This window comes from Arthrobacter sp. SLBN-100 (assembly GCF_006715305.1).
Taxonomy (GTDB): Bacteria; Actinomycetota; Actinomycetes; order Actinomycetales; family Micrococcaceae; genus Arthrobacter.
In genome coordinates this window covers 1027569-1042189 of the sequence record NZ_VFMY01000001.1, presented here as the reverse complement: position 1 = coordinate 1042189, position 14621 = coordinate 1027569, and the positions used below count along the sequence as shown (strand labels likewise).

The 14621-nt window shown below is 64.5% G+C and carries 15 protein-coding genes, 1 tRNA gene and 1 other RNA gene; 9 read left to right on the top strand and 8 right to left on the bottom strand.

All coding sequences use genetic code 11. The annotated features are described in order from the left end of the window. Positions 1-2: 2 nt before the first annotated feature. Positions 3-728 (bottom strand): FadR/GntR family transcriptional regulator, encoded by a 726-nt coding sequence (locus FBY31_RS04855; RefSeq protein ID WP_142037590.1) that lies wholly within the window; start codon positions 726-728, stop codon positions 3-5. Between the two features lie 200 nt (positions 729-928). Between FBY31_RS04855 and gndA the strand changes: the two genes are divergently transcribed. Next, a complete protein-coding gene (gene gndA, locus FBY31_RS04850; protein WP_142037587.1) occupies positions 929-2365 on the top strand; it encodes an NADP-dependent phosphogluconate dehydrogenase in 1437 nt (478 codons plus the stop codon). 112 nt (positions 2366-2477) lie between these two features. Here the strand turns inward: gndA and epsC are convergent, their stop codons facing one another. The 3 genes from epsC to msrA all read right to left on the bottom strand — a co-directional run bounded on the left by epsC (position 2478) and on the right by msrA (position 4628). Continuing rightward, complete coding sequence (gene epsC, locus FBY31_RS04845) at positions 2478-3062, bottom strand: serine O-acetyltransferase EpsC (RefSeq protein WP_142037583.1); 585 nt, start codon at positions 3060-3062, stop codon at positions 2478-2480. A 40-nt stretch (positions 3063-3102) separates the two neighbouring features. Continuing rightward, positions 3103-4038, bottom strand: a complete 936-nt coding sequence (gene cysK / locus FBY31_RS04840; protein WP_142037580.1) for a cysteine synthase A — start codon at positions 4036-4038, stop codon at positions 3103-3105. A 65-nt stretch (positions 4039-4103) separates the two neighbouring features. After that, the gene (gene msrA / locus FBY31_RS04835) at positions 4104-4628 is read right to left on the bottom strand and encodes a peptide-methionine (S)-S-oxide reductase MsrA (RefSeq protein ID WP_142037578.1); all 525 of its coding nucleotides are present in this window, start codon (positions 4626-4628) and stop codon (positions 4104-4106) included. 101 nt (positions 4629-4729) lie between these two features. Between msrA and FBY31_RS04830 the strand changes: the two genes are divergently transcribed. Continuing rightward, entirely contained in the window at positions 4730-5668 is a 939-nt protein-coding gene (locus tag FBY31_RS04830; RefSeq protein ID WP_200833309.1) for a Nif3-like dinuclear metal center hexameric protein, read from the top strand. 138 nt (positions 5669-5806) lie between these two features. Continuing rightward, positions 5807-6544, top strand: a complete 738-nt coding sequence (locus FBY31_RS04825; protein ID WP_142037575.1) for a zinc ribbon domain-containing protein — start codon at positions 5807-5809, stop codon at positions 6542-6544. 10 nt (positions 6545-6554) lie between these two features. Here the strand turns inward: FBY31_RS04825 and FBY31_RS04820 are convergent, their stop codons facing one another. Beyond that, positions 6555-7319 carry a YaaA family protein gene (locus tag FBY31_RS04820; RefSeq protein WP_142037573.1) on the bottom strand — a complete coding sequence of 255 codons (765 nt, stop codon included), beginning with the start codon at positions 7317-7319 and terminating at the stop codon, positions 6555-6557. A gap of 56 nt (positions 7320-7375) precedes the next feature. Between FBY31_RS04820 and rnpB the strand changes: the two genes are divergently transcribed. The 5 genes from rnpB to FBY31_RS04795 all read left to right on the top strand — a co-directional run bounded on the left by rnpB (position 7376) and on the right by FBY31_RS04795 (position 11288). Then, positions 7376-7767, top strand: an RNA gene (gene rnpB, locus FBY31_RS04815) — RNase P RNA component class A. A 46-nt stretch (positions 7768-7813) separates the two neighbouring features. Continuing rightward, positions 7814-8356, top strand: coding sequence for a TspO/MBR family protein (locus tag FBY31_RS04810; RefSeq protein ID WP_142037570.1), 543 nt, complete (start codon positions 7814-7816; stop codon positions 8354-8356). Between the two features lie 255 nt (positions 8357-8611). Continuing rightward, positions 8612-10090, top strand: a complete 1479-nt coding sequence (locus tag FBY31_RS04805; RefSeq protein ID WP_142037568.1) for a glyceraldehyde-3-phosphate dehydrogenase — start codon at positions 8612-8614, stop codon at positions 10088-10090. 78 nt (positions 10091-10168) lie between these two features. Next, the gene (locus FBY31_RS04800; protein WP_142037565.1) at positions 10169-10378 is read left to right on the top strand and encodes a hypothetical protein; all 210 of its coding nucleotides are present in this window, start codon (positions 10169-10171) and stop codon (positions 10376-10378) included. Between the two features lie 112 nt (positions 10379-10490). Continuing rightward, complete coding sequence (locus FBY31_RS04795) at positions 10491-11288, top strand: HNH endonuclease family protein (RefSeq protein WP_142037562.1); 798 nt, start codon at positions 10491-10493, stop codon at positions 11286-11288. 80 nt (positions 11289-11368) lie between these two features. Here the strand turns inward: FBY31_RS04795 and def are convergent, their stop codons facing one another. The 3 genes from def to orn all read right to left on the bottom strand — a co-directional run bounded on the left by def (position 11369) and on the right by orn (position 12887). Next, positions 11369-11941, bottom strand: a complete 573-nt coding sequence (gene def / locus FBY31_RS04790; protein ID WP_142037559.1) for a peptide deformylase — start codon at positions 11939-11941, stop codon at positions 11369-11371. Positions 11942-12056: 115 nt separating this feature from the next. Further along, a tRNA-His gene (locus FBY31_RS04785) sits at positions 12057-12129 on the bottom strand. A gap of 128 nt (positions 12130-12257) precedes the next feature. Further along, positions 12258-12887, bottom strand: a complete 630-nt coding sequence (gene orn / locus FBY31_RS04780) for an oligoribonuclease (RefSeq protein WP_142037556.1) — start codon at positions 12885-12887, stop codon at positions 12258-12260. Positions 12888-13041: 154 nt separating this feature from the next. Between orn and mptB the strand changes: the two genes are divergently transcribed. Next, positions 13042-14598, top strand: coding sequence for a polyprenol phosphomannose-dependent alpha 1,6 mannosyltransferase MptB (gene mptB, locus FBY31_RS04775; protein ID WP_200833308.1), 1557 nt, complete (start codon positions 13042-13044; stop codon positions 14596-14598). The last annotated feature ends 23 nt before the right edge of the window (positions 14599-14621 follow it).

Sequence of the window (14621 nt, the reverse complement as noted above, 5' to 3'; positions counted from 1 at the left end):
CGTCAGCGGCGGACCGGGATAAATACCCGCGGCTGCTGCGTCCACGTATCCGACATCTGGGACATGGTCCGGCGCATGATCCGGTCCGACGCGTCCCGTGCCGCTCTGCCGTCGCCCCGGGAAATAGCCTCTGCGACGTCCACGTGCCATTGAAGGGCGGCCTCGTGGGGATGGTCCGGCATCAGGCCGTGGACGGTGCGTCCCGTCAGGGTCTCAGCAACTTGTCCCATCAGGTTGGCGAACATCTCATTGCCGGAACCGGAGAGCAACAGGGAATGGAACTGGATATCCAACTCCAGGAAGCGTGGCACCTCACCGTTGTGCCCTGCGTCGCGCATTGCATAGGCCACATCCACCAGCTCTAGGCGGAGCGGGGCCGGCGCGTTCTGTGCCGCGAGTTCGGCTGCAGCGGGTTCGACGGCGGCACGCAGCTCTGCCAGTGAGCGCAGCTGTGCTCCGCGGGCGTCGCTGGCCAGGCGCCACCGGATGACCTGCGGGTCGAAAGGGTTCCAGCGGCTGGGCGGCAGCACCCGGATGCCCACCCGTTTGGTGGTTTCCACCAGGCCGAGGGACTGCAGGACGCGGACTGCTTCACGGATGACCGACCGCGAAACCTTCAGTTCGTCCTCCAATTGCTCCGCCAGCATCACGTGGCCAACGGGCAGGTTGCCCGAGACAATGCGGGTGCCAAGATTCTCGATGGCACGGTGGTGCAGGCTGGTGGTCATGGTTCTAAGCCTAGTGGGACCACATACCCGGAATGCCTTTTGTGCTGGACGGGCAGTGACACAAAAGGTTCCAATAGGTGGGCGTTACTTTTCTGTGACCGCCCGAATATATATGCTTTATTCAGACCCTCGGTCTGCAACCGTGCTTCCGCGCAAGGGAGCCGTTGCACATCCATCGCACATACGAAATTGGAGTTTTGATGTCTGCACACATCGGTGTCACCGGCCTTGCGGTGATGGGTGCCAACCTGGCCCGCAACCTCGCGCGGAACGGCTTCACGGTCGCACTGCACAACAGGTCCGTGGAGAAAACCGACGCGCTGCTCGAACGGTACGGCTCCGAAGGTGACTTCGTCCGCACCGAAACCCTGCAGGAACTGGTCGACTCGCTGGAGAAGCCGCGCCGCGTGCTGATCATGGTCAAAGCAGGCAAGCCCGTTGACTCCGTCATCGAACAGCTGGAGCCGCTGCTGGAAGCCGGCGACATCATCATCGATGCCGGCAACTCCCACTATGAGGACACCCGCCGCCGGGAAGCGGCGCTGGCCAAGAAGGACCTGCACTTCGTGGGCGTTGGCGTATCCGGCGGCGAAGAAGGCGCCCTGAACGGCCCCTCCATCATGCCCGGCGGTTCCAAGGAGTCCTACAAGGCACTCGGCCCGCTGCTGGAAAAGATCTCCGCCAAGGTGGACGGCGAACCGTGCTGCGCATGGGTGGGAACCGACGGCGCCGGCCACTTCGTGAAGATGGTCCACAACGGCATCGAATACGCCGACATGCAGGTCATCGGCGAAGCCTTCGACCTGCTGCGCTCCGGTGCTGGCATCGAGCCGGCCGAGCAGTCCAAGATCTTCACCGAGTGGAACCAGGGCGAGCTTTCCTCCTTCCTGATCGAAATCTCGGCAGAGGTCCTGGGCCACGTTGACGCCAAGACGGGCAAGCCGTTCGTCGACGTCGTGGTGGACGCCGCCGGCCAGAAGGGCACCGGCCGCTGGACGGTCATCTCCGCACTGGAACTGGGCTCCCCGGTCTCCGGCATCGCCGAATCCGTGTTCGCCCGGGCGCTTTCTTCCCAGGCAGGCCAGCGCAAGCTGGGCCAGGAGCTTCTGGCCGGCAACGAGGCTTCGGTGGAAATCCCGGAGACCTTCGTCGAGGACGTCCGGCAGGCACTCTACGCCTCCAAGCTGGTTTCCTACGCCCAGGGCCTGGACATGCTGACGTCCGCGGCCAAGGAATACGGCTGGGACCTGAAGCTGGACGAGATCGCTTCGCTGTGGCGGGCCGGCTGCATCATCCGCGCCGAGCTGCTCAAGGACATCACCAAGGCCTACGCCGCAGACGAGAAGCCCGCCAACCTGCTGTTCGCGCCGGCCTTCACCGCGGCCATCGCCGAAGCCGTTCCGGCCTGGCGCCGCGTGGTGGCCACCGCTGTGCAGCTGGGTATCCCGGTGCCGGTGTTCTCCTCGTCGCTGGCCTACTATGACGGCCTGCGGCGCAAGCGCGTGGCTGCCGCCCTGATCCAGGGCCAGCGTGACCTTTTCGGCGCCCACACCTACGGCCGTGTTGACGCCGAGGGAACTTTCCACACCCTTTGGGGCGAGGACAAGTCCGAGATCGAGGCAGTGGACACGCACTAACGTCACTCCGCGGCAAGCGAACGGCCGGCGGTTCCCGGATCACTCCGGGAACCGCCGGCCGTTGGCTTATCTGCTGTGCCGGGCCAGGCAGCGGTGAAGCCGCCGCGAACTGTCAGATCCGGTATTCGATGTCGTATTCAGCCGGGTCCACCGCGGGCTTGGTTTCCCGCTGGGCGTCCCGGTGGCGCCATTTGGCGGGCACGCCCGTAACGATTGATTCCGGTGGTGCATCCTTGACCACCACGGCATTGGCGCCCACGGCACTGTCGCGGCCGATGGTGATGGGGCCGAGGATTTTGGCACCGGCGCCGATAGTCACCCGGTCCTCGATAGTGGGATGGCGTTTGATCCGCGCCAGCGAGCGTCCACCGAGGGTGACGCCGTGGTAGATCATCACGTCTTCGCCGATCTCGGCCGTCTCACCGATGACCACACCCATGCCGTGGTCGATGAAGAACCTGCGGCCGATCGTGGCACCCGGATGGATTTCGATGCCGGTCCAGGACCGGCCGAGCTGGGAGAGCAGCCGTGCCGGAAACCGCAGGCTTGGTGTCTGCCACAGCCTGTGGGTCAGACGGTGGATCCAGATGGCATGCAGGCCGGAGTAGGCGAAAAAGTTCTCAAAAGAACCTCGCGCCGCCGGGTCGTGGGACCGGGCGGCGTCGAGGTCTTCCTTCAGTCTTGCGAAAAAGCCCACAAAGTTCTTTCTACAGGAAACGGTCGGAGGGTGGTTCTAATCAGCCGCGGATGTCGTCATAGAGCACCGTGGAGATGTAACGCTCGCCGAAGTCGCAGACCACGGCCACGATCAGCTTGCCCGCGTTCTCGGGGCGCTTCGCCAGTTCGAGGGCGCCCCACACGATGGCGCCGGAGGAGATGCCGCCCAGGATGCCTTCCTTGACGCCCAGTTCCCGGGCTACGCGGACAGAGTCCTCAAGGGTGGCGTCCAGGACTTCGTCGTAGACGTTGGTGTCCAGGATTTCGGGGACGAAGTTGGCGCCGATGCCCTGGATCTTGTGCGGGCCGGGTGCGCCGCCGTTGAGGATGGCGGAGTCCTTGGGCTCGATGGCGACGATCTGCACGCCGGGCTTGCGTTCCTTCAGGACCTGGCCGACGCCGGTGACAGTGCCGCCGGTGCCGATACCTGCGACGAAGATGTCCACCTTGCCGTCGGTATCGGTCCAGATTTCCTCGGCCGTGGTGGTGCGGTGGATCTCCGGGTTGGCCTCGTTGGCGAACTGCTGCGCCCAGATGGAGTTCTCGGTGTTGGCCACAATTTCCTGGGCCTTCTCAACGGCGCCGCGCATGCCCTCCGAACCCGGGGTCAGCACAATCTCGGCTCCAAAGGCGCGCAGCATGACCCGGCGCTCGGTGGACATGGTCTCCGGCATGGTCAGGATGACCTTGTAGCCGCGGGCAGCGCCCACCATGGCCAGGGCGATGCCCGTGTTGCCGGAGGTGCCTTCCACGATGGTTCCGCCAGGCTTCAGGGCACCGGACTTCTCCGCCGCGTCCACGATGGCCACGCCGATGCGGTCCTTCACGCTGTTGGCCGGGTTGTAGAACTCGAGCTTGACGGCAACCGTTGCATCCAGCCCCTCGCTGAGCCGGTTGAGCTTAACGAGCGGCGTACCGCCCACCAGCTGGGTCACATCGTCATAAATCCGTGCCATGTAGATACGCCTATCTCGTCAGGGGTGAATACTGAGGTCAGCCTAACGAGGCCACGTAACACCCGCTAAGCGTTAAGCCATGCAGAGTAATATTTCCTGGCCTTTGCGAGCTTGGGGTTGATGATCACCTGGCAGTACCCCTGCTCCGGGTGCTTGGCGTAATAGTCCTGGTGGAATTCCTCGGCGATATAAAACCGGGGGAGGCGGCTGACTTCAGTGACGATGGGATTCGCCCACAAGGCCTGGTTCCGTTCGATGGCTTCCTCGAACAGGATCTTCTCCTCGGTGGTTTCGTAAAACATGGACGAGCGGTACTGCGTCCCCACGTCGTAGCCCTGGCGGTTGAGGGTTGTGGGGTCATGCAGGGCGAAGAACATGTCCAGGATGACCTCCGCCGGGATGATGTCCTCGTCGAACGCCACCGCCACCACCTCGGCATGTCCGGTGGTGCCATTGCAGACCGAGTAGTAGTCCGGGTTCGGATCGTGGCCCCCGGTGTAGCCGGATACTACGGAGCTGACGCCCTTGGTCTTCTGGTAGACGGCGTCGAGGCACCAGAAGCAGCCTCCGCCTAAAACAAAAGTTTTCATGACCTCTTCAATGGTTCGCGGCACCGGATGATTCCCCGGCCATCCCGCAGCGACGCATCAAAGGCGCTGCCCGGCCGGCGCGATGGGGTAAAACTAAGACTATGGAACCTGTGGACACCGACGTTACCGGCCAGGAGAAACACGACGGCGAAAATCACGACGGCGGCGCCCCTTCCGGCGAGGAGGCGGCGGCTGAGCAGCCCCAGGCTCCCACGCTGGGCGAGCTGCTCCTGGCGGTGGAGGAACTGTGGCCGGAGTCCCTGGCAGAGAACTGGGACGAGGTGGGGCTGGTGGCAGGGCACCCCTCGGCGCCGGTCACGCGCGTCATGTTTGCCGTGGATCCCACACTCGAGGTCATTGACGAGGCTGTGGCATGGGGTGCCGAGCTCCTGATCACCCACCATCCGCTGCTCTTGAAGGGTGTCACCACAGTGGCCGCCACCACTCCCAAGGGTCGCGCCGTCCACCGGCTCATCGAGTCCGGCACCGCCCTGCTGACTGTTCATACGAACGGTGATTCCGCCGTCGGAGGTGTCTCCGATGTCCTCGCGGACGCCCTGGGCCTGCAGGACGTCGCCCCGCTCACTCTTGCTGCGAACGGTCTGCCGGAAGAAGGGATCGGCCGCGTGGGGGACCTGGCTGATGCCATGACCCTGGGTGATTTCGCAGCCCGCGTCTTCGGCATCCTGCCCTCGGTGGCCGGGGGAGTGCGCGTGTCGGGGGACAAGGACGGCCTGGTGCGGCGGATTGCCGTGTGCGGCGGTGCCGGGGACTCCCTGTTCAACGAGGTGCGCGCCAGCAACGCAGACGTCTACGTCACTGCGGACCTGCGCCACCACCCTGCCTCCGAGGCCCGGGAAGCTGCATTGAACGGCCGGCCCTACCTGGTGGACGTCTCGCATTTCGCCAGCGAGTGGCTGTGGCTGCCCGCCGCAGCAGCGGCACTGGGCAACGTCCTCGCTGACCAAGGCCATGATGTGGAAATCCGGGTCAGCACCACCAACAGCGATCCCTGGGACTTCATCCTGACTCCGGGCTAAGCCTGGGATGCGAAGATCCATTGCCGGGCCCACACCGGTGGGGACGCAGCGCGGCAGGGGAGCAGGCCAGGCGCTAGAGTCTAGGGAGCGCCGGTACGGCGCCCGGCTCCGGCCGGCAGGGAGCAAGCGGAGGTAACAGTGGCGAAGGCAGCACCGGCGGAACAGTTGAAGTTGCTTGAGCTGCAGGGGCTGGACGCCAGGCTGAAGTCACTGGCAAACCGCCGCCGCTCGCTGGAGAACGATCCCAGGATCAAGGACCTCGAAGCTGCTCTTTCCATCGCAAACGGCGAACTGGGCGCCGCCAAAGTGGCCGTGCACGACGCCGAGGCCGAACTGAAGCGCGCCGAGGCGGACGTGGAGCAGGTTGCCTCCCGGATCGAACGGGACGAGGCGCGGCTGAACAGCGGCACCGGCCTGTCCAAGGACCTCGTCGCCCTCCAGAAGGACATTGCCTCCCTTAACAAACGCCGCTCAGACCTGGAGGACGTGGAGCTCGAGGTCATGGAACGGCTCGACTCGCTCCGGGCCAGGCAGGCAAAGCAGCAGGGGATCGTGGATGACATCCAGGGATCCTTCGGCAGCATCCGGGCCGAGCTGGACGCAGCCCTGGCCGAAGTGGAGGCGGAAGCCAGCGGGCTCCGCACCCAGCGTGCAGAATTCGCCGCCGCCCTCGACGCAGGGATGCTGGCCGTGTACGAAAAAACCTTGGCGAAGCGTGGAGTGGGTGCAGCCCGGCTTTTTCACGGCACCTCCGAGGCCTCCGGAATGAGACTGAGCCCTGGCGACCTCGCCGAGATCAAGGCTGCGCCAGCCGACGACATCGTGTTTTGCCCGGACTCCGGTGCCATCCTGGTCCGCTCGGAGGAGTGGGCCTAGGGCAGGGAAATCAGCCCGGCAGGATGATGTTCAGCGCGTGGGCTTTCCGCGCCGAACCCGCCACGATTTCGGCCTCCCACTTCTCGCGGGCGGCCTTCAGGAGGTCCGGCGCCGTCGCCGGATCCTTGCCCCGCCGCGCCAGCAGGTGCCGGGCCAGCTCGCCCCGTGTGTGCTTTGCAAAGTGGCTCACCACCTTCCGGGAGCCGTTGACCTCGGTAAAAACATTGACCGTGACGGTTTGCGCCGCCGGAGGAGCCCATGCTGCGGCGTAGGTACTCGACCGGCAGTCCACCAGCAGGTGCCCGGCGACGGACTCCGCCAGCGCATCAGAGAGCTGCGGCTTCCAGAATGAGGCGAGGCGGCCGACGTCGGGCAGGGCAGTGCCCATGGACAGCCGGTAGGCGGGCACACTGTCGCCGAAGCGGATGGCGCCCCACAGTGCCGAAATGACCAGCACCGATTCATCCGCCTTCCGCCGCTGCGCCGCGGTGAGTGTCTTGTAGCCCAGTGCGTCGTACAGCACGCCTGAATAGATGTGGTGGGCCGGAGCCGCCGGTTCCGCGTGGAGCCGGGTGTTGCGCTCGACGTCGTCCTTCAGTGACGCTCCGACGCCCAGCAAGGCGAGGGCATCCTCGTGCGCGCTCACCGTACCGAGCGAGTCCAGCACCTTGGCCCGGTAGGTGTTCAGCTGCGGAAAGCTGAGGGAAGGCCAGTCGACGGCGGATCCGCGGACCGCGGGTGTCTTGCCTTCGGAAGGGGGAAGCAGAATCAGCACCGTCCGATCCTACCGGCGCACGGAAAGTAACCCGTCGCCGGTAGACTGGAGCCGGATGGGTTGACCAGGCGGCCGCGCGTCACGAAAGTGGCTCGAGGAACGTCCGGGCTCCACAGAGCAGGGTGGTGGGTAACGCCCACTCGGGGTAACCCGCAGGCCAGTGCCACAGAAAACAGACCGCCTGGGTCGCGCCGGTTTGAAAGCGGCACGAAACAGGTAAGGGTGAAACGGTGGTGTAAGAGACCACCAGCTTCCCGGGTGACCGGGAAGGCTAGGTAAACCCCACCCGGAGCAAGGCCAGACAGGGCACGTTCGAGGGCTGCTCGCCCGAGTGTCCGGGTAGGCCGCTGGAGGGCGCCGGCAACGGCGCTCGTAGATGGATGGCCGCTACTCCCGCACCGGCAACGGGGCGGGAGCACAGAACCCGGCGTATCGGTCAACCCATCCACACCAAACCGGTTTGACCTTGAAAGCGGTGTTGGGGATGCTGGACCGTGCCCTCTAATACTGATGGACCATCCGGGCCGGGAACCGCAGCGCGGCCGGTTCCTTCCGGGGGCAGGCAAGTAGTTGCCCTGGCCGGGTTCCTGGCACTTTCCTACGCCGTGTGCGTGCTCGCGTCCGTCCCGATCATCCTCCACTCGAACGGCTGGTTTGCCGCTTCAACCAAGGCGCCGTGGATGCCTGCCGGGTGGATGTTCCGGACGGTGTGGATCGGACTGTACGCCTGCATCGGACTGTCCGCATGGCTGGTGTGGCGCAGGCGGGTACTGAGAGGCCGTGTCCTGCGGTACTACCGGCTGCAGCTGCTGCTTAACCTGGTGTGGCCGTTCACGTTCTTTGCCCTATACCCCCTGTTCGGTTCCGGTGCCCTGTGGCTTGCCTTCGCCGTCATCTGCGCACTGGCAGGTGTCCTGGCACTGTTGATTCTGGAAGCCGGCCCCGTCCACACCTGGGCGGGCATGCTGGTGCTGCCCTACTTTTCGTGGGTGCTGTTCTCCGCAAGCCTCAACCTCTATTCGGCCCTCCACAACTAAGGCGGTCACACTGCAGGATCCTGTGTGAGTGATTTCACGCCGCTGGAGGCAACCCGGGGCAGTCTGCCAAATTAGAATGGATACCGGACGCAGGAGTTCTTCCGCCGGAGTTGCGTTCGCAGCCGGCGGTTTTCTTTTGCATACACTCCAGGCGCCCGGGAAAAATCCCCGCAGGTGCCGGCGCCCCTGGACACCATCAGGTGGCCGACACCCGTGTACGAGGACGTACGCGGCTGAACCGAGGAAGGTATTTCTGTGAGCCAGACGTCAGATTCTTGTCTTGATACGTGGATGGGCCGCGAGGCCCTCGCCGAGGCCATGATTCCGGTGATCGGCCGGCTGTACCGCGACAACAACGTGGTCACCAGCATTCACGGCCGGAGCCTGATCAACAAGTCCACCATGAACATCCTCAAGGCGCACCGCTTCGCGCGCAGAATGAGCAAGGATGAACTGCTGCTGGAGGAAACCGCTCCGCTCCTGAACACCCTGGCGGGGCTGGAGCTCGGTGCAGCAGCGATCGACATCGCGCGGCTGAACCAGAAGTTCAAGGAAGAGGGCGGCGACGCCACCCTCGAGGAGTTCCTCCGTGAAGAGCTTGCCGAGATCGTGGGCAAGCGTGGCGGCGACGACCGCACCAGCACCGATGTTGTTCTCTACGGCTTCGGCCGCATCGGCCGGCTCCTGGCCCGCCTCCTGATCGAAAAGGCAGGCGGCGGCCACGGCCTGCGGCTGCGCGCCATCGTTGTCCGCAGGGGCTCCGACAACGACCTCTCCAAGCGCGCCAGCCTGCTTCGCCGCGACTCGGTCCACGGCTCCTTTGAGGGCACCATCCGGGTTGACGAGGTAGCCAACACCATCACCGCCAACGGTGTTCAGGTGCAGGTCATCTACTCGGACAACCCCGCCACCATCGACTACACCGCCTACGGCATCAACAATGCCCTGGTCGTGGACAACACCGGCCGCTGGCGTGACGCCGAAGGCCTGTCCCAGCACCTGCAGAGCAAGGGCGTGGCACGGGTGCTGCTGACCGCCCCGGGCAAGGGCGAACTGAAGAACATCGTCCACGGCATCAACCACCGCACTATCGAGGACTCGGACCAGATCGTGTCCGCGGCGTCCTGCACTACGAACGCCATCACTCCGGTCCTGAAGGCCATCAACGACAAGTTCGGCGTGATTCATGGCCATGTCGAGACGGTCCACTCCTTCACCAACGACCAGAACCTGATTGACAACTTCCACAAGGGTGACCGCCGTGGCCGCTCGGCAGCCCTGAACATGGTGATCACCGAGACCGGAGCTGCCAAGGCCGTGGCCAAGGCCCTGCCCGAACTGCTGGGCAAGCTCACCGGCAGCTCCATCCGCGTCCCCACCCCGGACGTTTCCCTGGCCATCCTGAACCTGAGCCTGGAAAACGGGACCACCAAGGACGAGGTCAACGAATACCTGCGGGAGATGTCGCTTCACTCGGACCTGCGCAAGCAGATCGACTACATCGACTCGCCCGAGGTGGTATCGACCGACTTCGTCGGCTCCCGGCGTGCGGGCATCGTGGACGGACTGGCCACGATCTCCAACGAGAAGAACCTGGTGCTCTACGTCTGGTACGACAACGAGTTCGGTTACAGCTGCCAGGTGGTCCGCGTCATGGAGGAGATGGCCGGTGTCAACCCGCCGTCCTTCCCTGCCAAGGAAACGGCCTCAGCCCTGGCGGCAATCTCCGTCTGATCCACCCGGCCGGCCGCTCGTCCGGATTTCCCGGCTGATTCGCTGGAATCAGCCGGGAAACGGGACCACACTTGTGCCATGGAAAAAGATTCGACGCTTCAGCACGAAACCACCCTGGAACACGCCCTGGACGTGGCCAAAGCGAACCACAAAGAAGCCGTCCGGCTGCTGGAAGGCGCCCGGGCCGGGCACGCAACCGGCGACGTCGGCGAGGAGCGGGTGCGGCAGCTTGAGGCACTCCTGGCCATCGCCGAGGAGGACCTCCGGCGGGTGATGCGCGAGCAGTAGTCCTCCGATGTGACCTTTCACTCGCCCTCCACAGTGTGGATATCTGCAAGGATGGCGGGTGGATGTCCTAGGCTCTTCTGGTGCATGACGATACCGGACGGGCTGAAGCCCCATGACTGTGAGCTGGTCCGCCTACCGGCGTGCCCGCCGTCGTTCCCGTCAGGCGTGGGCAGTCCTCGCCCTGGCTGCGGTCTCGGCCCTCGCGGCCCTGTTCTGGTTCTTCACCGCGGGCCAATTCGCCGTTACAGGGCCGGCCGTCTCCGGGCCCACGGAAGTTCCCGTATTTGATTCTGCCTGGATGAAACCTGTGGTGCCGGTTCATCCAGTGCCCGAAGGCAGTGCACTCTCCGCGCTGGATGGCCTTGACGTCAAAGGACGCGCCGCCAAGGACTCGTATGATCGCGAAGCTTTTGGCCCGGCCTGGCAGGACGTTGACCGGAACGGCTGCGATACCCGCAACGACATCCTGCGGCGGGACCTGGCCGGCGTGCTATTTGTTGAGGGCTCGAAGTGCCGCGTGGCAGCAGGCTCCTTCCAGGAGCCCTATACAGGGCAGTCCGTGGACTTCCGCCGCGGCTCCGACAGCAGCCGGGCGGTCCAGATTGACCATGTGGTCGCCCTGGGAGACGCCTGGCAAAAGGGCGCCCAGAGGCTGACCGCTGCGCAGCGTCAGAGCCTCGCCAATGATCCGTTGAACCTCATCGCCGCCGACGGCCCGGCGAACCAGCAGAAAAGCGCCGGCGACGCCGCGACCTGGCTGCCGAAAAACACATCGATCCATTGCCACTACGTGGCGCGCCAAATTTCCGTCAAGACAGCCTACGGCCTCTGGGTTACGGACGCGGAAAAGGAAGCTATGAAGCGCGTCCTGGGATCCTGCCCAGACCAGCCGACTGTGTCAGCCCGCTAAGCCCCAGGCGGCGCAAAGCCACCTGCCTGACCGAATGCCCTGGCGGGGCAAAGGTGGCCAGCGGCGTCCCGCCGTCGTTCCTAATGTCCGAAGGGGTCCGGGTCCACGCCCGGCATCCACGTCAGCCCGGGAACTCCCCAACCGCTCTTTTTGGCCTGCTTCAGCGCTTTCCGCGCATAGCGGTCCATGAGGCGGTTGACGTAGAGCTTCCCGTCAAGGTGGTCGTACTCGTGCTGGATGATCCGGGCGAACCAGCCCGTGGCCTCAAACCTCACCGGCTGGCCGAAGCCGTCAAAACCCTCCACGCGCGCCCACTCGGCCCGCTTCAGTGGATACACCCCGCCGGGAAAGGACAGGCAGCCCTCTTCCTCCTCGTCAGGATCGGGGACGGCGCCGGAGATCTTCGACAACGTGAGGACAGGGTTCACCAGCACGCCGGTGGGGGGAGCGCCGTCGTCATTGGCGTACTTGTAGACGAAGATCCTCTTGCCGACCCCCACCTGCGGGGCAGCAAGGCCCACGCCGTTGGCGGCGTCGTTTGTTTCGAACATGTCCGCAATCAGGGTCCGCAACCCGTCGTCGAAGTTTTCAACTTCGGCTGCCCTTCGATGCAGTACGGGCTCTCCCCAAATGGTGATTGGCAGAACGGTCATCTCGCGGGTCCTCCGGCGGTATCCAGTGCAGAAGCAATTGATGCAAAACAAAGGAGGCCGCACCGGATATCCGGTGCGGCCTCCTTGCTGGACGGCGGCAATACCATCCTGTGAGGGTGAGCTACGGGGGTTGAACCCGCGACCTCCTGGACCACAACCAGGCGCTCTGCCAACTGAGCTAAGCCCACCATGCGCCGTGCAGATCTACCGGCTAACCGGCTCTCTGGAAGGCAACTCAAATAGCTTACCTGCTCTTCAGGGGTGCTTCGTCCACTTTTGCCGATTTCACCGAAATTTCCGGCGAACGTGGCGCAGATTACGCTTCCGGCTGCTGCCCGTCCGCGGAACCGGTGATGCGCCTGGCGATCTGCTGGGCCGTGGCGCTGTCCGGGCCCGGAGACGGCACGAAGACCGCTTCCCGGTAGTAGCGCAGTTCATCAATGGAATCCTGGATGTCGCCCAGGGCCCGGTGGCCGCCCTTTTTCGCCGGCGACTGGAAGTACGCCCTGGCGAACCAACGGCGGGAGAGTTCCTTGATGGTGCTGACATCGATCACGCGGTAGTGGAGGTGCTCCACCACGGCCGGCATGTCGCGGGACAGGAAGACGCGGTCCGTTCCTACCGAGTTGCCGCCCAAGGGGGCCTTGCGGGGATCCGGCACCCACTTTGAGATGTACTCCATCACTGCAGCCTCAGCCTCCGCCATGGTGGTGCCGTGGGGGAGTTCCTTGAGCAGGCCGGATTTGGTGTGCATGTCCCGGACGAAGTCGTTCATTTGGGCCAGGGCGGCGTCGTCCGGTTTGATCACGACGTCCACGCCGTCGCCGAGGATGTTAAGTTCGGAGTCGGTGACCAGGGCGGCAACCTCGATCAAGGCATCGTTCTTGATGTCCAGGCCGGTCATTTCGCAGTCGATCCAGACGATTCGTTCGTTAGATATAGGCACCGGTCCAGCCTACCGTTACACCTCCCGGGCGCCCGCCGGTGCTAGGATTTCGGGTACGCGGCGGGACAACTTGCTGTCGTTGTAACCCGCCTGTGCCGGCCATGCAGCCCGCCGGGCAGAATCGCGCAAACGCAAGAGATTGGACGATCCTGAGATGACGGCGCCTGTGCCTGCAGCGGGGGAACTGGTTGCCGCGGACACCTCTGCAGCAGACCTGGCCGAGGTCGACAATCCCCGTACGCCGCTCCTGGCCGGATTCGTGGGCTCGATGTTTATGCTGATCGGGTCACTGGGCGTGGGCTGGCTGGCCCCTGTTTCCGAGCTCCGCAGGTTGCCGCTGTTCATCTGGATGCGGGCCGAAGCGGCGGGCGTTGCACTCTCCATCATTCTGCTGGCGGTAGGCGGGATGCTTCTGGTCCGCGCCTGGCTGCGGCTGGGCCAGCGCATCCGGGTGTGGGGAGACCAGGCCCGCCAGGCGACCCTGATGGCAGTTGTGGCCTGGGGGCTGCCCATGATGTTCAGCGTCCCGCTGTTCAGCCGTGACGTCTACGCCTACATCGGGCAGGGCCGCCTGATGGTGGAGGGGTTCAACCCGTACGAGAACGGCATTTCGGCGCTGTCCAACTACTTCCAGCTGGGCGCGGACAAAATGTGGACCGAGGCCCCGGTTCCCTACGGCCAGCTGTTCCTGTGGATCGAGCAGTTTGTGGTGTGGTCCACCAACGTCCAGCCTGAGGCAAGCGTGATGCTGTTCCGGCTGGTCGCCGTGGCAGGCGTGCTCCTGTGCGTGATCTATGTGCCCAAACTCGCTGAGCTGCACGGCGTGAACCCCAACCGGGCGCTTTGGCTGACGGCCGCCAATCCACTGTTCCTGACGAACTTCATCGGCAGTGTCCACAACGATGCCCTCATGATCGGGCTGGCCCTTGCCGGCCTCTACTACTCGGCCACCCACCGGGTGGTCCGCGGCATCGTCCTGGTGACACTGTCCATCGCCGTCAAGCCCATCACCATCGTTTTCCTGCCATTCATCGGGCTCTTGTGGGCAGGGAAAAATGCGGGCTGGCTTCGGAAGTTTGCCTTCTGGGGCCTGACAGCAGGATTGAGCCTCGGGATCCTGGCACTGATGAGCCTCGTCAACGGTTTCGGCTTCGGCTGGATCAACGGACTTTCCGCCCCGGGCAGCATCTACATCTGGTATGCCCCGGTGGGGCTGATCGGCCTGGTGGTCGCCTCGCTGGCCAATGCCTTCGGGCTGGACGGGTTGGTCCTCGCCGGTTGGGTGTTCGACGCCGGGAAGTTGCTGGCCGTGGGCATCGTAGCCTGGCAGATTTTCCGGGGTGAGCACGACCGCCTGATCAGGCGGCTCACCCTTGCGTTTGCGGCGATCGTTGTCCTGGCACCCATGATCCAGTCCTGGTATGTGGTGTGGCTTATTCCATTATTCGCCGTGACGGGGATCCGGAACGACTGGCAGGTCAAGGCCCTCTACTTTGTGGTCTCGTTCTTTATGATCTACGCCATTTCCGACCAGCTGGAAGTCTTCCCCTACCTACAGACCGCGGACCTTGGGCTGGCACTTGCCCTGGCACGTGTTGCCGCTGCCCTCACCGGCCTGCTGTTCGGCCTCTACCTCATCTTCTGGGACCCCCGGACCCGGAGCCTCTTCCGGAAGAGCGGCGATCCGGTGCTCGAGCGGCCGGTCATCTAGGCAGGTCCTGCCGCGAGCGGGAA